Source organism: Microbacterium sp. STRO-2N, assembly GCF_057747775.1.
Genome location: NZ_CM173223.1, coordinates 2170101 through 2191045, shown reverse-complemented (window position 1 = coordinate 2191045; position 20945 = coordinate 2170101). Strand labels below are relative to the sequence as shown.

Sequence of the window (20945 nt, the reverse complement as noted above, 5' to 3'; positions counted from 1 at the left end):
CTCCGACGGCGTCGGTGTGCGCCGCGGGAACGCCTTCGGCCGCATGGAGCGTCAGTCGCCGCGGCTCCGGCTCATCGCCCGCGAGCGCCCGCCGCAGTCGCGCGAGGAGCCGTGCGGCGTCGTCGGCGGTGGGCGCCCCCAGCGCTTGCGCGAACGGCACGAAGGCGCCATCGGGGATGCCGCGATCGAGCTCCTGCAGGACGCGCAGCTGCCACGGCTGCGGGTCGTCGAGGATCGCGACCGGATCGGAGCCGAACTGGAGCGCGGTCGGCGATCGCCACACCGGCGGGTGGGAGGGATCGAGGCGCAGCATGGCTCGATCATGACGGCCTCACGGCGCCCGATCGCCGCTTTCCACAGGTCACGCGGCGTCGCGAGGGGTGTCGACGGACTGGGGAGGAGCCGACGTCACACCGGACGGTGGTCGTCCGGCGCGCTTCCGTCCTCGCGAGGATCGCCCTCGGCGTCGTCGGGGGAATCCGACTCACCCTCGGCCGGAGCACCGCCGTCGGCCTCGCCCGCGAGCAGCCGGGCGAGCGCGTCGTCCATCTCGTCGCGCACCGGCTCCTCGCCGCGGGCGCGGGCCTCGAGCCGGGCGACGAGCGCCGCGGGGTCGTCGATATCGGACGCCGACGGCATGAGGTCGGGGTAGTCCCACAGCGCGTCGCGCGCAGCAGGGCCCACGGCATCCGTCACGGCACGCCACATCGCGGCGGCCTCGCGCATGCGGCGCGGCCGCAGCTCGAGCCCCACCAGCGATCCCAGCGCGCGCTCGGCCGGTCCGCCGACGGCACGCCGGCGGCGCACCGCCTCGGCGATGCGCTGAGCGGACGGGAGCCGCGACGTCGCATCCTCGGTCACGATCTCGACCCAGCCTTCGATCGTGGCGAGCAGGTGCTCCAGCCGCGCCAGCGCCGCGTTCTGCGCCTCCGAGCGCGCGGGCAGCAGGGCGCCGCTCTCGAGCGCGCGGCGCAGCTCCTCGGGCTCCGACGGGTCGAAGCGAGACGCGAGGTCCTCGAGGGCGTCGGTGTCGACGTGCACGCCGCGGGCGAAGTCGGTCACCTGCGAGATGACATGAAGACGCAGCCACCGCGCGTGGCGGAACAGCCGTGCGTGCGCGAGCTCTCGCGTCGCGGCGTACAGGGCGAGCTGGTCGTCGGGCACCTCGAGGCCCTGGCCGAAGTCGGCGAAGTTCTGCGGAAGGATCGCGGCCTGCCCGTCCGGCATGAGCGGGATGCCGACATCGCCGCCGCTGACGACCTCCTTCGAGAGATTGCCGACGACCTGGCCCAGCTGCGAGGCGAAGAGCGACCCGCCGACGGTGCGCATGAGGCGTCCGGCGCCCTGCACCAGCCCCTGCATGTCTTCGGGGGCCTGCTCGCTGAGGGCCGCCGTGAGGGCGTCGGCGATGCTCGTGGCCACGGGCTCGGCGAGCTCCTGCCAGACCGGGAGGGTCGCCTCGACCCAGGCGCCGCGCGTGATGACCTGAGGTGGGGAGGGCAGCTCCGAGATCGTCGTCGCCTCGCTCAGCCACAGCGTCGCGAGCGCGAACGCCTGGTCGAGGTCCGTCCGCTGGCCCGTGGTCACGCCGAGACCGTCCTGGTTGGCGATGTGCAGGGCCTGTCGCGTCGCCATCTCCCACGAGATGCCGCCTTCGCCGCCGCCGGCGAAAGCACCCTGCAGCTGCCGCATCACCGCCTGCATCATGGCGGGGTCGATGTTCATGCCCGAGAGGCGGGACAGCTGCTCCGCATCCAGATCGCCGGTCCCGCCGCCGAAGAGCTGACGAATCAGCTCCTGGAACTCGTCCTCGGGACTGCGCTCGTCTCCGCCAGTCGCGTCGTCTGCCACTTCAGCCGCCTTTCAGCAGGTCAGGACCCTCGCGCTCTACGCTAGTCGCAGCATCCATCGCACTCCCCGGCCGGGACCCGAACGCCTTACGCCGGTCGCGAACGACCAGGCAGACGAACGACAAGGCACGGAAGAGAGGTCCCCGCGTGGCCCTGTTCGACGAGAACACGACGATCGAGCCCGCGCCCCGGCAGCGCATGTCGCGGCGCACGGCCGCCGGGGTGTGGGCGCTCGCCGTCGCGATGGTGGTGCTGCTCGTCATCACGTTCCTGCCGACCTCGTACGTGATCCAGCGGCCCGGACCGGTGTACAACACGCTCGGCACCGCCGAGTCGGCCGACGGCGAGGAGGTGCCGCTGATCTCGATCGAGGGCGCCGAGACGTACCCCACCGAGGGCGCGCTGGATCTGCTCACCGTCCAGGTGCAGGGCAACCGGGAGCGCACACCGTCGTGGTTCGAGCTCGCGACGGCGTGGTTCGACCCGAGCAAGGCCGTGCTTCCGATCGACGCCGTCTTCCCCGAAGGGCAGACCACCGACGAGCGCAACGAGGAGAGCGCGGCGATGATGGTGGACTCCCAGCAGGAGGCCACCGCGGCCGCCCTCACCGAGCTCGGCTACGACGTCGGCGCGCAGCTGTCGGTGCACTCGCTCCTCGACGAGTCCGCGGCGCAGGGCGTGCTCGAAGAGGGCGACATCATCCTGGAGGCCGACGGCGAGACGGCGACGGATGCCGCGTCCCTGCGCCAGATCATCAACGAGGCCGACGGCGCACCCGTCGAGCTCCTGATCGAGCGCGGCGGCGACGAGGAGACCGTCGAGATCACCCCGAAGGAGTCCACGGTCGACGGGGAGTCGACGTGGCTGATCGGCGTCAACCTCATCACCGACTACGAGTTCCCGATCGACGTGACGATCCAGCTCAACAACGTCGGCGGCCCGAGTGCCGGAATGATGTTCGCGCTCGGCATCATCGACACCCTCACGCCCGGCGAGCTCAACGGCGGCGATCGGGTCGCCGGCACCGGCACCATCACCGCCGACGGCGAGGTCGGCCCGATCGGCGGCATCCGTCAGAAGATGTGGGGAGCGCTGGATGCCGGAGCCGACTGGTTCCTCGCGCCTGCGGACAACTGCGACGAGGTGGTCGGCAACATCCCCGGCGACCTGCAGGTGTTCGCCGTGGAGAACCTCGACGACGCCCTGGACGTGCTCGACGCGGTCCGGGAAGGCGGCGATGTCAGTACCCTGCCGACCTGCGCGGCCGGCTGAGTCCCGCCTCCGGATTCTCGGGGATTTCGCTCAGCGCGGACTGGGCGGTCGCTCAGCGCCCGCCGCCTAGGATGGGACGGTGACCACGACCGCAGCGCCGACCTCGGCCACACCCTCCCGCTCCCGACGCGTCATCGCCATCACCCTCGCGGTCATCGCCGCCCTCGTGGTGGCGTTCTTCGTCTTCGCCAGCCTCTACGCGGACTGGCTCTGGTTCGAGCAGCTCGGGTTCGAGTCGGTGCTCGTGACGCAGTGGGTCGCGCGAGTCGTGATGTTCGTGATCGGGTTCCTCGGCATGGCCGTGCCGGTGTGGCTCTCGATCCAGCTCGCCTATCGCCTGAGGCCCGTCTACGCGCGCCTGAGCTCGCAGCTGGACCGCTACCAGGAGGTCGTCGAGCCGCTGCGGCGGCTGGCGATGTGGGGCATCCCGGTCTTCTTCGGCTTCTTCGCCGGGTTCGCCGCGTCAGCACAGTGGGAGACCACGTGGCTGTGGTTCAACGGCGTCGCGACCGACACCACCGATCCCGAGTTCCACCTCGACACCGGCTTCTACCTGTTCGCGATGCCGTTCTGGACCTCCCTGGTCGGGTTCGTGTCGGCGGTGCTGCTCGTGTGCCTGCTGGTCACGGCACTCGTGTCGTACTTGTACGGCTCGGTGCGCATCGGCCAGCGCGAGCTGCGCATCTCGAAGTCCGCGCGCATCCAGCTCGCCGTCATCGCCGGGCTGTACCTGCTCGTCCAGGGCGTGAGCCTGTGGCTCGACCGCTACAAGACGCTCGTCGAGCCGGGCGCAGGCGGACGCATCACCGGTCCCGGCTACACGGAGGCGAACGCCATCATCCAGGGCCAGACGATCCTCGCGTTCGCCGCGGTGATCGTCGCGATCCTGTTCTTCGTCACCGCCGTCATCGGGCGCTGGCGGTACCCGCTCATCGCCACCGCGCTGCTCGTGGTCTCTGCCATCGTGCTCGGCGTCGGCTACCCCTGGGTGGTCAACACCTTCCAGGTGCAGCCGAACCAGGACGTCTACGAGCGCGAGTACTTCCAGCGCAACATCGACGGCACGAAGGTCGCCTACGGCATCGACGGGCTCGAGAAGACGGAGTTCACCGCCGCGACGACGGCCGACACCGGCCAGCTGCGCAGTGACGCGGCGACGACGGCGCAGATCCGGATCATGGACCCGGCGATCATCGGGCCCACCGTCCGTCAGCTCGAGCAGTACCGCCCCTACTACGGGTTCCGCAATCCGCTCGACGTCGATCGCTACGAGATCGACGGCGCGATGCAGGACACCATCGTCTCGGTGCGCGAGCTGAACGTCGATCAGCTCGGAGCCGGATCGTCGTGGGTCAACGAGACGCTCGTCTACACGCACGGGTACGGCATGGTGGCCGCCGCGGGCAACGAGCGCACCGCCGACGGCAACCCGGTGTTCCTCGAGCGCGGAATCCCCGCCACCGGCTTCCTGTCGGACAACCCGGACTTCCAGCCGCGGATCTACTTCGGCGAGTCGTCCCCGCCGTACTCCATCGTGGGCGCGCCGGAGGGTGCCGCTCCGATCGAGCTCGACTACCCGTCGGGGTCGGACGGCAGCACCGGGCCGCGCACGACGTTCGAGGGCGACGGCGGCCCGTCCGTCGGCAACGCGTTCAACCGCCTCATCTACGCGCTGAAGTTCCAGTCCGAGCAGATCCTCTTCGCGGACGGCGTGAACGAGGACTCGCAGATCCTGTACGACCGCGATCCGATCACGCGTGTGAAGAAGGTCGCGCCCTACCTCGAGCTCGACAGCGACCCCTACCCGACTGTGGTGGACGGCCGGATCAAGTGGGTCGTCGACGGCTACACGCTCAGCGCCAACTACCCGTACTCGAAGACCGTGTCGCTGTCGGAGGCGATCGCCGACGCCACCAACACGCAGCCGCGCTTCGCGATGGACAACATCAACTACATCCGCAACTCGGTGAAGGCGACGGTGGACGCGTACGACGGCTCGGTCACGCTCTACGCGTGGGAGCCCGAGGACCCGATGCTGCAGGCGTGGCAGAACGTGTACCCGACGACGCTCGAGCCGATCAGCGAGATGTCGGCCGACCTCATGAGCCACGTGCGCTATCCCACCGACCTGTTCAAGGTCCAGCGCGAGATGCTGCAGGTGTACCACGTCGACGACGCGCAGTCGTTCTACGAGCGCGACAACGCGTGGGCGACCCCCGAGGACCCCCAGGACCCCAACACCCTGCAGCCGCCGTACTACCTGACGATGCAGATGCCGGGTCAGACCAGCCCGTCGTTCTCGATGTTCACGACGTTCATCCCGTCGTCGACGACCGGCTCCGAGAGCCGCAACGTGCTCATGGGCTACCTCGCGGCGGACTCGAACGCGGGCGCGGAGGCGGGCGTCAAGGGCGAGGACTACGGCAAGCTGCGGCTGCTCGAGATCGATGCCGAGACGACGGTCCCGGGTCCCGGTCAGGTGCAGAACCGATTCGACTCCGATCCGACCGTGTCGGAGCAGATCAACGTGCTCACGATCGGCCAGTCCGAGGTTCTCAACGGCAACCTGCTGACGCTGCCGGTCGGCGGCGGCCTGCTGTACGTGCAGCCGGTGTTCGTCCAGGCGGCCGAAGGCACCCAGCTGCCCCAGCTGCGCAAGGTGCTCGTGGCCTTCGGCGACCAGATCGCGTTCGAAGACACGCTGGGCGAGGCGCTCGACGTCCTCTTCGGCGGCGACTCGGGTGCCGCGACCGGCGACGAGGAGGTCACGCCCACGCCGGGCGAGACTCCCCAGCCCGAGCCCACCGAGCCGCCGGAGGAGGGCGGGACCCCCGATCCGGAGGTTCCCGCGGATGAGTACCAGGCTGCCCTGGAAGAGGCGCAGCAGGCCATGCTGGAGCGTCAGGAGGCGCTGCAGGCGGGCGACTGGGCGGCGTACGGCGCCGCCGACGAGCGACTCACCGCCGCGGTCGAGAAGCTCATCGAGCTGGGCGCACAGCAGTAGACGCGCACGACGGAAGGCCGGCCCGCGGGCCGGCCTTCCGTCGCTGCGCGGTCAGGCGGCGAGCGCCGCGCCCCAGTTCATGAGGCCCGTCGCCGACGCGGTGCGGTCTCGAACAGGTGCAGCTGCGGGGCCTGCAGCACGAGCCAGGGGCTGAAGGCCCACGGCGTCGCATCGATCGCCATGGCGAGGGCGCCGGGCTCGACCCAGTGGGCATCGACGACCTCGAGCGGATTGAGGACGGGCTCTTCGTCGGTGTGCGCGGTGTACACCGGGCAGACCTCGTGCTCGACGATGCCGTTGGCGTCGGTCGCGCGATAGCGGAACAGCGGGAGGGCGAGCTCGAGGTCGGTGAGCGACAGGCCGAGCTCGAAGTCGGCGTGCCGGCGCACCGCGGCGATGACCGGTTCCGCGGGTCGCGGATGCCCGCAGAAGGAGTTGCTCCACACGCCCGGCCACGTGCGCTTGCCGAGCGCGCGGCGGGTGACGAGCACCTCCCCGTCGCGATTGAGCACATGGCATGAGAACGCGAGGTGCAGGGGAGTGTCGGTGCCGTGGACACTGCTCTTGGGAGCAGTCCCGATCGCGCGGCCCTCATCGTCGAGCAGTACGACATGGTCGGTCTCGGTCATGACTCGCTCCTCGAGCTAGCTAGCTTAGCTAGCAATCGTCATCCTGTGCGATGCTACAACGGGTCGGGGAGGATCGTCCATGATGTCCGAGCGCTGGGTTCCGCAGACGGAGCACGATCACGCGGTGATGCGCGTCCTCACGTCCATCCGCGCGCTCAGCGACGCGATGGAGCGCATGCACAGCGGCATGAAGGGCGACATGGGGATGAATGCCACCGACCTCGCGGCGCTCCGTCTGCTCATCATGCGAGAGCAGCAGGGGCGCACCGTCAGCCCGCGCGAGATCGCACACCATCTCCGCATCACGACGGCCTCGACGACGAAGCTGCTGGACCGACTCGTCGCCTCGGGTCACGTCGAGCGGCGTCCGCATCCGCGGGACCGTCGCGGACGGGTCGTCGTGCTCACGGACCAGTCGCGCCAGGCCTTCTTCCGCAGCCTCGGGCTGAGGCTTCGCGCGATGCGCGCGGTCGCCGTCGAGTACGACGAGCGCGACCTCGCCGTGATCGCCCGATTCCTCGACGAATTGAGCCTTGCGATGGATCCTCCATCATGACCGATGCCAAGAAGAGGGCGTCCCTCGCGGGACGCCCTCTTCTTGTTTTCTGTTGCGGGGACAGGATTTGAACCTGCGACCTCTGGGTTATGAGCCCAGCGAGCTACCGAGCTGCTCCACCCCGCGGCACAAGAAGTAAGCCTAGCACGGATATCGCGAGGGTCGCGACGCGAGGCGTCCGCTTGCTCCGTTCGCGCGTGGAAGAGAGGATGAGCGCATGTCCTTCGAGCGCGACCGCGACCCCCAGGACGACCGCCGTGACGGTCGCGACGAGACGCCGCAGGAGCGTGCGGACCGCAACTGGAACGAGGTGCTGCAGGAGCTCCGCGTACTGCAGACCGGTACGCAGATCCTCACGGGCTTCCTGCTCGCGCTGGCATTCCAGCCCGCCTTCGCCGACCTGTCCGAAGGGCAGCGGGTCGCGTACCTGACCCTCGTCGTGCTGTCGGCGCTGAGCTCGATCGTGGCCCTCGCCCCCGTCGCACTGCACCGCGGTCTGTTCCAGCAGGGCGCGAAGCCCGAGGTCGTGCGGTTCGGCCACGTCGCGCTCCTCATCGCCCTCCTGACGGTCTCGGTGCTGGTGGTCGGCGTGGTCGCGTTCGTCTTCGATGTCGTGGTGGGCGGCGCGACGGTGTGGTGGGTGCTCCTGGCCCTCGCCGTGATCATCATCGTCTTGTGGCTGGTCGTACCGGCCATCATCCGCGCACGCGTACGCGCCGACGGGGGAGGTCCGCGATGACCGGCACGCTCGCCCTCGGCGTTGCGCAGTTCGCGCCGACGGCCGACACGTCGGCGAACCTCGATTCCATCGCCGAACTCGTGGCGACGGCATCCTCCCGTGGCGCGAGAGTGGTGGTGTTCCCCGAATACTCGAGCTACTTCGTCGATCCATTCGACGCGTCTCTGGCCGAGAACGCGCAGCCGCTCGACGGGCCGTTCGTGCAAGCGCTCGGAGATCTCGCCAGGCGGCATGACGTCGTGGTGGTCGCCGGGCTCCTCGAGACCGGCGACGACGCCCACCGCATCCGCAACACGGTGGTGGCGGTCGGCCCCGACGGGCTGCGCGCGCACTACCGCAAGCTCCACCTGTACGACGCGTTCGGGCAGCGCGAGTCGGACTGGGTGCAGGCGGGCGACCTCGCGCCGCCGCAGACCTTCGAGCTCGGGGGCCTCCGGTTCGGGCTCATGACCTGCTACGACCTCCGGTTCCCCGAGGTCGGGCGCCTCCTCGTCGACGCGGGCGCCGATGTCTTCCTCGTGCCCGCGGAATGGGTGCGGGGGCCGCTGAAGGAGCACCATTGGCGGACGCTGCTGCACGCCCGCGCCATCGAGAACACGGTGTACGTCGCGGCCGCCGACCATCCGCCACCGCTCGGGGTCGGGAGTTCGCTCGTCGTCGACCCGCAGGGCGTCGAGATCGCGGCGGTCGGCACCGCCACCGATGTCGCCGTCGCACACCTCGACATCGGGGCTCTGGAGCGCGTGCGCCGCGTGAACCCTTCGCTGCGGCTGCGACGGCTCGGCGTGGTGCCCCGCGGGTCCTGAGGAGTGCTCAGGAGAGCGAGGCAAGGCGGGATGCCGCCTCCTCGAGCACGTCCGTACGCTTGCACGCGGCGAAGCGCACCAGCGTGGCGTACTCGGCGCGGCGCGCCTCCGTCGTGAAGGCGGTGAGCGGGATGGCGACGACCCCGGACCGCTCGGGAAGCGCGCGGCAGAAGGCCGCGGCATCCGTCGCCCCCAGCGTGGCGGCGTCGGCCACGGTGAAATACGAGCCGGCGGGGGTCGACACCGCGAAGCCGGCCGCGCGGAGCCCTTCTCCCAGCAGATCGCGCTTGGCGCGGAGCGTCTCGGAGATGCCATGGAAGAACGCGTCTCCCAGGCGCAGACCCGCCGCGATCGCGGGCTGGAACGGGCTGCCGTTGACGTACGTGAGGAACTGCTTGACCGCGAGCACCGCGTCCACCAGTGCCGCCGGACCCGTGATCCAGCCGATCTTCCAGCCCGTGGTCGAGAACGTCTTGCCTCCGGACGAGATCGTGAGCGTGCGCTCCCACGCGCCGGGCAGCGTCGCGAGTGGCACATGCGCCTGTCCGAAGATGAGGTGCTCGTACACCTCGTCGGTGACGAGGATCGCGTCGTGACGATCGGCGAGGCGCACCAGCTCTTCCCTCACCTCTGCGGTGAACACCGCGCCCGTCGGATTGTGCGGGTCGTTGACGAGGATGATGCGGGTGCGGTCTGTCACAGCCGCGCGAAGCTCGTCGAGGTCGGGCTGGAAGTCGGGCCAGCGCAGCGGCACCGTGACCAGGCGCGCTCCGGCGAGAGCCGCGACCGCCGCGTAGGCGTCGTAGTACGGCTCGAACACGACGACCTCGTCGTCCGCGCCGTCGAGCAGGGCGAGGAGCGTCGCCGCCAGGGCCTCGGTCGCTCCGGCGGTCACGAGCACGTCGCGGGCGGGGTCGACGCGGAGGCCGTAGAACCGCTCCTGGTGCTCCGCGATGGCCTGGAGCAGATCCGGGATGCCGCGACCCGGCGGGTACTGGTTGACGCCGTTCGCGATCGCGGCGCGGGCCGTCTCGAGCACTTCCGCCGGGCCGTCCTCATCGGGGAAGCCCTGTCCGAGGTTGATCGAGCCGGTTCGCGCCGCGAGGGCCGACATCTCGGCGAAGATGGTGGGACGGATGGATCCGTCGGAGCCGGCGAGTCCGGCGCCGACGGCCGTGCGGCGCCACGCTCCAGAGATCTGTCGCATATCGCTTCACGCTACTCCGGCTCGTTCTGGTCCATTGCATAGGCGAGTCCCATTCGCGACATAAGAAACGCACAGCATCGATGGGCAATGTGGTGAGTGCTTGGCAGAAGGAGCAATCATGACCGACACCCAGGGCGAGCGCCCCGAAGACCAGACACCCGACGTGCCGCCGGTTCCGCCGGTGCCGGCCGCTCCGACGGCCCCGCCCGCGCAGCCTGCGACACCCGCCGCGACCGCCGCAGCCTCGTTCCAGCCGCCCGCCGGATACCCGTCCGGCGCGCACGCGTACGCACGGCCGCAGGGGTATGCGGGTCAGCCCGCGGGCCAGCCCGGCTACGCCGGTCAGGCGCCGCACGCCCCGCAGCAGAGCGCGCCGGGCGCCGCCTTCGGCGCTCCCGCGACCGACACGCAGCGCACGATCCCGATCGGCGGCGCGGCCGAGGCCTCCACCTCGTCTTCGTCACCGGCGGGCCCCAAGAAGGCATCGGGGGCGGGCAAGGTCGTCGGCCTCATGGTCGCCGCCGCGATCGTCGGCGGTGCCGCGGGCCTGGGCGGAACGTACGCGGGCCTCACGTGGTTCGCGCCGACGAGCACGTCCCCCGAGGCGGGACCGACCACCGTGACCGTCAACGACACGGACTCGGTCAACCAGACCACCGCGATCGCCGCCAAGGTGGTCCCGAGCGTCGTCACGATCGCCGCTCAGGGCGAGGCCGGCAGCGGCACCGGATCGGGCGTCGTGCTCACCGAGGACGGCTACGTCGTCACGAACACGCACGTCGTGACCCTCGACGGCGCGACCGGCGACGCGGCGATCCGCGTCACGACCTCGGACGGCCGCGTGTACGACGCCGAGGTGGTGGGCCTCGACCCCATGTACGACCTCGCGGTCATCAAGCTGACGGATGCCGAGGGCCTGACGCCGATCGAGTTCGCCGACTCCAGCAAGCTCAACGTCGGTGACGAGACGATCGCGGTGGGCGCCCCGCTGGGCCTCGCCAACACCGTCACCACCGGCATCGTGAGCGCGCTGAACCGCTCGATCCAGATCGCCTCGTCGGCGGCGCCCGACACCGGTGCCGAGGATCAGCCGCAGGAGGACGAGGGCGAGAACGGCCAGGAGGGTCCGTTCCGGTTCGACTTCGGACAGGGACAGCAGCAGCAGACGCCGACCGAGACGATCTCGATCGCCGTGATCCAGACGGACGCGGCCATCAACCCCGGCAACTCCGGTGGTGCGCTCGTCGACTCCGAGGGCAAGCTCATCGGCATCAACGTCGCGATCGCGACGGCGGGCGGCCAGGCCGACGGATCGGGCTCGATCGGCGTCGGATTCTCGATCCCGTCCGAGGTGGTCGAGCGCGTGACCGGCGAGATCATCGAGAACGGCGAGGCGACGCACGGTCTTCTCGGTGCGATGGTGCGGCCCGCGGCATCCGTCGAGGACGCCACGATCTCCGGCGCCTACCTCGAGGATGTCACCGAGGGAGGTCCCGCCGAGGCCGCGGGGCTGCAGGCGGGTGACATCGTGACCGCGTTCGACGGCGTTCCGATCACCGACGCGACCGACCTCACGGCGCAGGTGCGTGCGCTCGCTGCGGGCAGCAAGGCCGAGGTCACGTACGTCCGGGACGGCGAGACCCACACCGCCGAGGTCACGCTCGGAGCCCTCGAGCAGTAATCCCCAGCAGGTCCAGGACGCCACCCGGCGAGCACCTCCGCGACGCGGACGGTAGGCTCGCGGGGTGGCGTCCTTCTCGTTCGGCGCGGGAAATGCGAAGAAGCTCGCGGCCATCCCGTTGTATGCGCTGGGGCGTCTGCTGACCGCCGTCGTCCCGCGCTCGCGCGACGAATGGGTGTTCGGCTGCGCAGTCGGCATCGCCGACGGTGCGCTCGCACTGTGGCACGCGGCCGAGGCCGACGGACTCCCGGCGGTGTGGCTGGTCGGGTCGGCCCGGGAGGCGCGGGATGCCGCGGCACTCGGCATCCCGACCGTTCCGAAGCGTTCGCTGAAAGGGCTCTGGCGCACCGCCCGCGCACGTGTCGTGGTCGTCACACACGGATTCGGCGACGTCAACCGCTATGCGGTCTCCGGCGCATTCGTCGTGCAGCTGTGGCACGGCATCCCGCTCAAGCGCATCGGACTCGACTCCCGCGAGACCCTGCGCGTGCCCGCTGCCCTCGCACGCACGCCGCTCGCCGCGCCGGCGCGCGCGCTGCTGCGTGCGATGTTCCGCACGGCGGCGCGGCGGATCCGACTGCTTCCGGCGGCGTCGCACGTCGTGCGCGGTCGCCTCGAGTCGGCGTTCGCACTGGCCGACACGCGGGTCCCGGTGACGGGGGAGCCGCGCGTCGACGTGCTGTCGGCCGGCACGGCCCACGACCGGCGGTCTGCCGCGCGAGCCGCCTTGGGCGAGGCCGTGCCGCGCCTGGACCAATCGTCGAATGTCGTGCTGTACGCGCCGACCTGGCGCGACGGAGCGCCCGATCCCGCCGTGCCCAGCGACGACGAGTGGCGAGGCATCCTCGACGTGCTCACGCGGCGCGGTGCGACGATGCTCGTCCGCTCCCACCCGCTCGGGGCAGGAGACTACGCGCCGCCGTTCACCACGGATCGCATCCAGACGCTCGGCAGTGACCTCGTGCCCGACGTGACGCCACTGCTGCCCGCCCTCGACGCCCTCGTGACCGACTTCTCGTCGCTCGCCTTCGATGCGGCGCTCGTGCCGCTGCCGGTCGTGTTCCTCGCTCCCGATGTGGCGGCGTATGCGCGTCGCCGGGGTTTCTACGGGCGGTACGAAGACGTCGCCGGTGACGACTGGGCGACGGACTGGACCGGCGCGGCCGCGCAGCTCGACGCGATCCTCGGCGACGCCGCCGAGCGGGAGCGCCGCGTGGCCCGGTCGCGATCACTGAGCGACCGCGTTCACGCTCATCGCGACGGGCGCAACGCCGAGAGGGTGTACCGTGCGATCCTGGCAGGCCTTGCCCGCCCGACGGAGGGAGACCGATGACCGACGCGCGCTTCACGACCGACGGGGGAGCGGCGCTGGTGCTCACCGGCTCCGGCGAGCGTCCCGCGGCGGTCGAGGTCGTCGGTCCGCGCGCCCGTGCCGCTGCGACCCTCACCGGCCGCGGCAAGACCTGGCGTGCGGTCGTGCCGCTGCGCGCCGCCCGCTGGGGCGGACCGGAGCTGCCGCTGCCCGGCGGGACGTACGACGTGCGCATCGCGGATTCCGAGGCGCGAGGCATCCGTCCGCCGGAGGCTCTGCCGCTGACGCAGCTGGGAACCCTGCGCGCGCAGCTGGACGGCTGGACGCTGCTCATCGGGCCGCCGGTGGACCCCGCGTACGACTCGGGCGAGGGACAGGACGCGCTCGAGCGCCGCTACGCCACCCGGCCCGCCGGCTTCGAGAACGCGGTGTTCTTCGAGAGCTTCTACGGGCGCAACGCCAGCTGCAACCCGCTCGCGATCGACCGCGAGCTGGCACGACGAGTGCCGGGCGTGACGCGCTACTGGAGCGTCGTCGACCTGTCGGTCGCGGTGCCGGAGGGCGCCGTCGCCGTGGTCGAGGGCAGCCCGGAGTGGTGGCGCGCGAGGGGAGCGGCCCGGCTACTGGTCGTCAACGACTGGCTGCGCCGCCGGTTCGTGCGGCGACGCGGGCAGGTCGTGCTGCAGACCTGGCACGGCACGCCGCTCAAGCGACTGGCGCTGCACCGCCCCGGATTCGACCCGCGCCGCATGGCCGCCGTGATCCGCGAGTCGCGGCGGTGGAACGTCCTCCTGGCGCAGAACCCGTACGCGGCGACGATCCTCGGCAAGGCCTACGCGTTCCTGACACGCCCGATCTGGGTCGAGGGGTACCCCCGCAACGACGTGCTGACCAACGGGGACGGCTCGGCAACGCGAGAGGCGCTCGGCATCCGTCCCGGCGAACGCGTGCTGCTGTACGCGCCGACCTGGCGGGACGACCGGGACCAGATCGTCGACTTCGTCGATCCGGCCCGACTGGCCGCGGCGACCGACTCCGTGGTGCTGGTGCGCGGTCATTCGCGCACGCTGCTGCCGGGACGGGATGCCGAGGGCCCGCGCGTCATAGACGTCACCGGCTTCCCCGACACGTCACTGCTGCTGCTCGTCGCCGACGCACTCGTGACGGACTACTCGTCGGTCATGTTCGACTTCTCTGTGACCGGCAAGCCGATGTACTTCCTCGTGCCCGACATGGAGCACTATCGGGGCGAGCTGCGCGGCTTCTACTTCGACCTCGCGGCGCACGCCCCGGGTCCGGTCGTGGGGTCGGAGGACGAGCTCGTGCGCGCGATCTCGGACTCCGATCAGGACGCCCACGCGTCGACGTACGCCTCGAAATACGCGGCGTGGCGAGACAAGTTCAACGCACGCGACGACGGCCGCGCGTCCGAGCGCGTCGTCACGCGCATCCTCGACCAGGGGTTCGTCGAGGCCGGCTGAGCGTCTGCGGGTCCGTCCGGCTCACGGCAGCGGTGTGTTGCGGCTGCCGAGCCGGGAGGTGTCGACGGTGTCGTGCGCGCCGCGCGCGAGGCCGATGAGGAATCCCCAGCCCCACGCGAGGTGCATCGAGGGCAGCACGGCGGCCGTCCAGATCTTGTCGCGCCACCCGTGGCCGCCGCCCGGTCCGATCGCGACCGCGATGACGAGCAGCGCGTACGCGAGGACGGGGAGGTAGACGACGGATGCCGCGACCGACCACCATCCCTGCAGGACGCCCGTCAGCTGCAGCGCGCCGACGACGACGGAGAGCAGGATCGCCAGCACCAGAGCGGGCGGCGCGAAGAATCGCAGCGAGTTGCCGCGCCCGAAGCGGCGGACGAGCTCGCCCCGCCACCGGCCGGTCGCCGAGAACTGGCGCACCAGGCGCGTCCAGCTCTCGCGCGGCCAATACGTGACGTCGAGGGTCGGATCGAACCACACGCGGTAGCCCGCGCGGCGGATGCGGAGATTCAGCTCCCAGTCCTCGCCGCGCCGGATGGACTCGTCGAACAGGCCCACCTCCTCGAGGACCGCGCGGCGCATCACGCCGAGATACGCCGACTCCGCTTCGCCCTCCTGCGTGCCTCCGTGGTACGCGCCGCCGCCGAGCCCGATGGGGGAGTTGTACGCGCGCGCGACCGCACGCTGGAACGGGGTGCGCCCCTCCGCGCGCATCACGCCGCCGACGTTCGCCGCGCGCACGCGATCGAGGGTCGCCAGAGCATGCCGGGTGTACGACGGGTCGAGCTCGGAGTGGGCGTCGACCCGCACGACGGTCGGGTAGCGTCCGGTGCGGATCGCGAGGTTGAGCCCGACCGGGATGTCGGCCGCAGGGTTGTCGACGAGGACGAGCCGTTCGTCCGTGCGGGCCAGCTCGTGCGCGAGCTCGGTCGTGCCGTCGGTGGAGGGGCCGAGCGCCAGGATCAGCTCGGTGGGTCCGTCGACGTCCTGGGCGAGGACCGTCTCGACGGCCCGGCGCAGGTAGCCGCGCTCGTTGAGCACGGGCATGACGAAGCTCACGCCGGCACCGGGAGGGACGACCGGAGCGTCCTTGCGCCCGTGTTGCTCGACATGCACGCGTCGATCATGTCATGCGCACCGCCGGGAACCCGCTGAGGACTCCGCTCACGACCCTGCTCATGACGCTGAGGGCGTGCTGGTGACCCGGTTAGTCTGGACGGGTGGGTGTCGTCTCGGATGGGAAGAAGGCGGTCGCGCTCGTCCGCAAGGCCGTGCGCAACCGCTCGGCCGTCGTCGACGTGCGACGCGCGCTCGCGGCCAGGCCGCCGCATCCGTCGTTCCACTATCGGGTCGCGGTGTACTTCGCCGACGGCGCGGTGAACATGTACCAGATGCGGCAGTGGTACAAGCCGCTCGCGGAGCTGTCGAAGACATGGCCCGTCGTCGTGCTGAGCCGCGCGGCCACCGGCGCCCGTGCGCTCCTCGCCGAGGATGCGCCGCCGGTCGCCTTCGTGCCCACCGTGCGCGACCTCGAGCGGTTCATCGCCACCCAGGACATCCGGGTCGTGCTCTACGTCAACCAGAACACGCGGAACTTCCAGATGTTCCGCTACGGCCGCCGCTGGCACGTGTTCATCAACCACGGCGAGTCCGACAAGATGTACATGACCACGAACCAGTACAAGGCGTACGACTACGCCCTGATCGCCGGCGACGCGGCGCGCGAGCGACTCTCGCGGGTGCTGTGGGACTACGACATCGACCACCGCACGATCCCCATCGGGCGACCGCAGGCCGATCACTACTCCGGGACCCTCCCGTACACGCCTGATGAGCGCACCGTCGTGCTGTACGCGCCGACGTGGGAGGGCGACCGCCCGTCGGCGCACTACGGCTCGGTGGCCTCCCACGGGGAAGCGCTCGTGTCGGCGCTGCTGGCGACCGGCCGCCACCGGGTGATCTATCGCCCGCACCCGCGCTCGGGGGTCGTGGACCCCGAGTACGGGGCCGCGAACCGCCGAATCATCGCCGCGCTCGCTGCCGCGAACGCCTCGGATCGTCCGGCTCAGCATGTCTACGACGACGGTCCGGACCTCGGCTGGCAGCTGGCGGCGGCCGATGTCGCCATCGTCGACATCTCGGCGATGGTGTACGACCGGCTCGCCGCCGACAAGCCGCTCATGATCACGCGACCGGTCGATCCGGCGGCGGCGATCGACACGCACGGCTACCTCTCGGCGTGCGAGTGGCTCGAGGCATCCGCCGCACGCGACATCGTCGCCGAGACCGACCGCGTGCTGGGCGACCCCGAGGCCGTCGAGCGTCTCGAGCACTGGGTGTCGCACTACTTCGGCGACACGTCGCCCGGCGCCGCCACGGCACGCTTCCACGCGGCGATCGACCGCCTCATGCACGAGTGGGACGACTGGTACGCGAAGACGGCTCAGGACGAGGACGAGGGCGAACCGGAAGACGAGGCCGACCTCGACGACGAATCCTGACGGCGGGCCCGCGGGTCACGCGACGGCGGCAGGACGCTCGACGAGGCGTGAGATCGCCGCGAGCGGGATCGACACCCACGTCGGACGGTTGCGGGACTCGTAGATCGCCTCGTACACCGCCTTGTCGAGCTCGAGGGCGGCCAGAAGCGGGTGCCTCGGATCGAGGTCGGTCCCGGACGTCGCGGCGTACCCCTCGACGAACGCCCGCCGTGCGTCCCGCGCCCAGCTGCGGACAGCCTCCGGGGATCGTTCGGGGTCGTCGAGCCGCAGCGACCCGGTGATGTAGTCGAACGAGCGCAGCATGCCGGCGACGTCGCGCAGAGCGAGATCGGGCTGCGTCCGCTCGGCCATCGGGCGGAGGGGCTCGCCCTCGAAGTCGAGCAGCACCCATCCGCGTCCGGGTGCTTGGATCACCTGGCCGAGGTGATAGTCGCCGTGGATCCGCTGCAACGGCGGCCACGCCACTTCCGAGGCACGCCGATACACCGCCTCGGCGACCGCGCGCCGCTCCGAGATCTCGGGAACCTCCGCGATCGCGATCGCGAGCCGGCGAGCCCACGTCGACGCCGTGACCTCGCGATCGCGCGCGGTCGGGGTTCGGGTGGGGAAGCACTCGGCGAGAGCCAGGTGGACGTCGGCGGTGGCGGCTCCGAGCGCACGCGCCTGCGCGCGGAAGTCGTCGCCGCGCGCGGCGGCGAGCAGGGCGACGCGCCACGCGTCCTCGACGTCGGGCAGGAACTCCTGGGCGAAGGCGAGAGATCCGCGGACGGAGCCGTGCGCCGTCTCGAGGTCGGGCCACAGGCCCTCCACCCAGCCCACCGGCCGCGGCACGCGCGACGAGCCGGCCGTCGCGAGGGCGATCTGCAGTTCGATGTCGGGATTGAGCCCCGGGTGCACCTGCCGATACACCTTGCAGATCACCGGCCGCTCACCGCCCTCGTAGATGAGCGAGGTGTTGGACTGCTCGCCGGTGACGACGCGGGAGCTCCGCATGTCGTCGAACGCCTCCCCGTCCACGGGACGGCCGGCGACGCGCGTCTGGGGACCCTCGGCCATCGCCCCGGAGATGATCAGCCGCAGCAGCGCGTCGGCGTACGCCGGATCGAACGGTCCGTCGATGAAGGTCGTTCCGGGTTCAGGGCTGCCGATCACGTGATCGGGGTCGGCATCGACCGTCTCGGTCGCGCGCGCGACGACCGGGATCTGGTACAGGACGGCGGGCAGGGCGCCTTCATCGGCGACGAGGTAGGTGCGTATGCGCACATCGGAATCCGCTGACGCATCGGCGGCGACGCCCACCTGCGACGGGGCGGGCAGCTCCCACCATGACACGAGGCGGAGGCTCGGCGGACGCGCCTTCGCGGCGTACCACCGCTGCCGGGGCATCCACGCCGCCAGGCACGCCAACGTGCTGTCCATACATGCGAGGTTATGCCTCGGCCCGGTGACTGTCGAGCATCGACCTGCAAGCGCTTGCAGACGGGCTGTCGTGCGCGTGGGCAGCAGTAGCGCTCAGCGTCACTCGTCGGCGGGGGACTCCTGCGACTCGGTGATCTCGACGACCGGCGCGACGGGAATCACGATCGACTCGACGGCGCCGTCGCCGAGGAGGCCGAAGTCGACGGCCGCGGCATCCGCCAGACGCTCGGCGGCGGACTGGGCTCGCTCGGGCTCGGACGGGATCCCCGCCCACTCGGCAGGCTCTTCAGGACGCTGGACGAACAGACCCATGACGCCATTCTCACCCCGTCGCGCCCACGACGGCGCCGTCACATCACGAATCGCCAGAGGTACTCCTCGCCGTCGTCGGGACGGAACCACGCGAGCGTCACGACGCTTTCGTCCGGGTCGGCGTCGCACAGGCACACCTCGCCGGTGTCACCGGGCGGCATCTGTCCCCAGTGCTCGGTCGTGGTGGAAGCGCCGCGGTCGATGAACACGCTCACGAAGTCCAGTGGCGACGGACTCGCATTGGTGACGAGCGGATGCCGGTCGTAGATGCGGTCGACCCTCCAGGGCACGCGGTAGGCCAAGGGCGGACGGGGTTCGTCGGGATCGAGCGCACGCAGCATTCGCGAGACGCTAGGCGCGACATCGGACGCGCGGGCGGCGCCAGGACGGCCGCCGCGCCCGCTCTGTGCGAACTCCGTCACGGGCCCCGCTTGGGGAGGAGCCTCAGTCGTCCGCCGGCGGTTCGATCTCGGGCTTGCGACGTCGCACGACTCTGCCCACGGTCGCCGCGCCGCGCGTCACGCCTCCCACGACCGCCTCGCCGGCGCGACGGATGCCGCGCCCGGCGAGTCGCTCGAGACGCTCCGAGTCCGGCCGGGGCTCGAGCTCGGGAGGCAGCACCACCGGCGGGATCCCGAACGCGCGCCGAGAGCCGACGAGCACCCGGCGCCCGAGGATGTTGTTCCCTGCGCCGCCGATCACGGCGCCGACTCCGAACGGCAGGGCCTTGCCGAGCCACGACGCGCCGCCCCGCGCGGCGAACTGGTGGATGAATGCCGACTTCAGCCGGTCCACGAGCGGTCCGACCGCGGCCCGGGGGAGCGTCTTGGTGACCAGTTCGCCCCAGTACGTCGATCGCGCGGGGCCGCGCCCGGTCGCCTGACCGGCCAGCTGGGCGACGAGATCGACGCCCTCCTTGCCCAGCATCAGGGTGAGCACGAGCGCGCGGGCGCGATCCGGATCGGCGACGGGGATGCCGTGGACCTCGGCCACCGACTGCGCGAAGAGGGCCGTCGCCTCGAGGAAGGCGACCGTTTCGACACCGCTCAGCGCGAGCGTGACGCCGGTTCCGATGCCGGGGATGACGGCCGTGGCGCCCACGGCGGCGCCGCCCGTCGTCACGGCTGCGAGATATCGACGCTCGAGGATCCGCACGATGTCGGCGGGCGAGGCGTCCGGATGACGCAGACGGATGCTGCGCAGGTGGGCGACCACGACCGGCCGCTGGATCGCGAGCACACGGTCGAGCGCGCGAATGGTGAACGGGTGCTCTTCCGACCCGGCAGGCGGGAGCCCGCCCTGCCAGGGTGCGTCCCCCGGCAGGGAGTGGATCCGGTGCACTTTGTCGGCCATCGGGCCGATCCTATGCGTGCGAGCCTGAGCGGTCGCTCAGGGTTGACAGCAAAGGTGTCTCAGGTCAGCGGCGAACTCAGACGAAGAGGTTGGCGCGCTCGAGGTCTTCTGCGAAGTCCACCTCGACGGCGTACAGATCCGAGATGTCGAGGGGCTCGAGCAGGAGGCCGTCCTCGGCGATCGCGAGCTCGAGCCCACGCTCGAAGTAGTCCTGGTCGTCGACGCGCGTGAGCTCGCGCATGAATGCCTTCTTGTCGCGGCTCGAGATGTAGTTGATGCCGACGGCCTCGCCGATTCCGCCCTTGACGGTCTTCGACAGCTCGTTGATGTAGCCCTCGGACGTGACGGTGTACTTGACCTCTTCGTCGCTGACCTTCGAGGTGTTCACCGTGACGAAGGACTGGTCACGCTCGATGAGCTCGATCGCCCGGCCCAGCACGCGCGGATCGAAGACGACGTCGCCGTTCATCCACAGCACGCTGCCCTTGCCGGTGCTGGCGAGCGCGCGCAGCAGACTCTTCGAGGTGTTCGTCTGGTCGTAGCGGTCGTTGTAGACGTAGTCGACGTGGGGGAACGCCTCGACGATCGTCTCGGCCCGGTAGCCCACCACGGTCGTGATCCTGGCGTCGTCGCCGAACGCGGCACGGATGTTGTCGTGCTGCTGCTGCATGATGCTGCGGCCGTCGCTGAGCTCGGTCAGCGGCTTGGGGAGGCTGCGGCCCAGGCGTGAGCCCATGCCGGCCGCGAGGATGACGGTCTGAAGGGTCAAAGTCTGCTCCTGAAGTGCGTGGTTCATCGGAGATTCACCGACGAGACACCCCTT

General features: G+C 70.8%; 18 protein-coding genes and 1 tRNA gene. 9 read left to right on the top strand and 10 right to left on the bottom strand.

Features of this window, described 5'->3' with window-relative positions; all coding sequences use genetic code 11:
• Positions 1-408: 408 nt before the first annotated feature.
• Positions 409-1851 (bottom strand): zinc-dependent metalloprotease, encoded by a 1443-nt coding sequence (locus AC3ANN_RS10270; RefSeq protein WP_488337308.1) that lies wholly within the window; start codon positions 1849-1851, stop codon positions 409-411.
• A 146-nt stretch (positions 1852-1997) separates the two neighbouring features.
• Here AC3ANN_RS10270 and AC3ANN_RS10265 point away from each other — a divergent pair, with 146 nt between their 5' ends.
• On the top strand, positions 1998-3122 hold the full coding sequence (locus AC3ANN_RS10265) for a YlbL family protein (RefSeq protein ID WP_488337307.1): 1125 nt from the start codon (positions 1998-2000) through the stop codon (positions 3120-3122).
• Between the two features lie 79 nt (positions 3123-3201).
• A complete protein-coding gene (locus AC3ANN_RS10260) occupies positions 3202-6126 on the top strand; it encodes a UPF0182 family membrane protein (protein ID WP_488337306.1) in 2925 nt (974 codons plus the stop codon).
• Between the two features lie 77 nt (positions 6127-6203).
• Here AC3ANN_RS10260 and idi read toward each other — a convergent pair whose 3' ends face one another.
• Entirely contained in the window at positions 6204-6755 is a 552-nt protein-coding gene (gene idi / locus AC3ANN_RS10255) for an isopentenyl-diphosphate Delta-isomerase (protein WP_488337305.1), read from the bottom strand.
• A 79-nt stretch (positions 6756-6834) separates the two neighbouring features.
• Here idi and AC3ANN_RS10250 point away from each other — a divergent pair, with 79 nt between their 5' ends.
• A complete protein-coding gene (locus AC3ANN_RS10250; RefSeq protein ID WP_488337304.1) occupies positions 6835-7311 on the top strand; it encodes a MarR family winged helix-turn-helix transcriptional regulator in 477 nt (158 codons plus the stop codon).
• A gap of 52 nt (positions 7312-7363) precedes the next feature.
• On the opposite strand, the gene AC3ANN_RS10245 is transcribed toward AC3ANN_RS10250, so the two are convergent.
• Positions 7364-7437, bottom strand: a tRNA-Met gene (locus AC3ANN_RS10245).
• A 91-nt stretch (positions 7438-7528) separates the two neighbouring features.
• Here AC3ANN_RS10245 and AC3ANN_RS10240 point away from each other — a divergent pair.
• Both AC3ANN_RS10240 and AC3ANN_RS10235 read left to right on the top strand, forming a co-directional pair.
• Positions 7529-8050, top strand: a complete 522-nt coding sequence (locus tag AC3ANN_RS10240) for a DUF6328 family protein (RefSeq protein ID WP_488337303.1) — start codon at positions 7529-7531, stop codon at positions 8048-8050.
• Positions 8047-8856, top strand: a complete 810-nt coding sequence (locus AC3ANN_RS10235; protein ID WP_488337302.1) for a carbon-nitrogen hydrolase family protein — start codon at positions 8047-8049, stop codon at positions 8854-8856. The genes AC3ANN_RS10240 and AC3ANN_RS10235 overlap by 4 nt, the downstream gene beginning before the upstream one ends.
• Positions 8857-8863: 7 nt before the next feature.
• On the opposite strand, the gene AC3ANN_RS10230 is transcribed toward AC3ANN_RS10235, so the two are convergent.
• Positions 8864-10063, bottom strand: a complete 1200-nt coding sequence (locus AC3ANN_RS10230) for an aminotransferase class I/II-fold pyridoxal phosphate-dependent enzyme (protein ID WP_488337301.1) — start codon at positions 10061-10063, stop codon at positions 8864-8866.
• A 118-nt stretch (positions 10064-10181) separates the two neighbouring features.
• On the opposite strand from AC3ANN_RS10230, the gene AC3ANN_RS10225 reads away from it, so the two are divergent.
• From AC3ANN_RS10225 to AC3ANN_RS10215, 3 genes are all read left to right on the top strand, one after another.
• Positions 10182-11744, top strand: coding sequence for a S1C family serine protease (locus tag AC3ANN_RS10225; protein ID WP_488337300.1), 1563 nt, complete (start codon positions 10182-10184; stop codon positions 11742-11744).
• Between the two features lie 64 nt (positions 11745-11808).
• Positions 11809-13077, top strand: a complete 1269-nt coding sequence (locus AC3ANN_RS10220; RefSeq protein WP_488337299.1) for a CDP-glycerol glycerophosphotransferase family protein — start codon at positions 11809-11811, stop codon at positions 13075-13077.
• Complete coding sequence (locus AC3ANN_RS10215; protein WP_488337298.1) at positions 13074-14537, top strand: CDP-glycerol glycerophosphotransferase family protein; 1464 nt, start codon at positions 13074-13076, stop codon at positions 14535-14537. Before AC3ANN_RS10220 ends, AC3ANN_RS10215 begins: the two co-directional genes overlap by 4 nt.
• 21 nt (positions 14538-14558) lie before the next feature.
• Here the strand turns inward: AC3ANN_RS10215 and AC3ANN_RS10210 are convergent, their stop codons facing one another.
• Complete coding sequence (locus AC3ANN_RS10210; protein ID WP_488340814.1) at positions 14559-15584, bottom strand: glycosyltransferase; 1026 nt, start codon at positions 15582-15584, stop codon at positions 14559-14561.
• 173 nt (positions 15585-15757) lie between these two features.
• Between AC3ANN_RS10210 and AC3ANN_RS10205 the strand changes: the two genes are divergently transcribed.
• Entirely contained in the window at positions 15758-17038 is a 1281-nt protein-coding gene (locus AC3ANN_RS10205; RefSeq protein WP_488337297.1) for a CDP-glycerol glycerophosphotransferase family protein, read from the top strand.
• A gap of 15 nt (positions 17039-17053) precedes the next feature.
• Here AC3ANN_RS10205 and AC3ANN_RS10200 read toward each other — a convergent pair whose 3' ends face one another.
• From AC3ANN_RS10200 to AC3ANN_RS10180, 5 genes are all read right to left on the bottom strand, one after another.
• On the bottom strand, positions 17054-18457 hold the full coding sequence (locus AC3ANN_RS10200) for a maltokinase N-terminal cap-like domain-containing protein (protein WP_488337296.1): 1404 nt from the start codon (positions 18455-18457) through the stop codon (positions 17054-17056).
• 99 nt (positions 18458-18556) lie between these two features.
• On the bottom strand, positions 18557-18769 hold the full coding sequence (locus AC3ANN_RS10195) for a hypothetical protein (RefSeq protein WP_488337295.1): 213 nt from the start codon (positions 18767-18769) through the stop codon (positions 18557-18559).
• Positions 18770-18807: 38 nt separating this feature from the next.
• Positions 18808-19110, bottom strand: coding sequence for a hypothetical protein (locus AC3ANN_RS10190; protein ID WP_488337294.1), 303 nt, complete (start codon positions 19108-19110; stop codon positions 18808-18810).
• 103 nt (positions 19111-19213) lie between these two features.
• Positions 19214-20122 carry a hypothetical protein gene (locus AC3ANN_RS10185; protein WP_488337293.1) on the bottom strand — a complete coding sequence of 303 codons (909 nt, stop codon included), beginning with the start codon at positions 20120-20122 and terminating at the stop codon, positions 19214-19216.
• Positions 20123-20198: 76 nt separating this feature from the next.
• Positions 20199-20891, bottom strand: a complete 693-nt coding sequence (locus AC3ANN_RS10180; RefSeq protein ID WP_488337292.1) for a phosphocholine cytidylyltransferase family protein — start codon at positions 20889-20891, stop codon at positions 20199-20201.
• Positions 20892-20945: the final 54 nt, after the last annotated feature.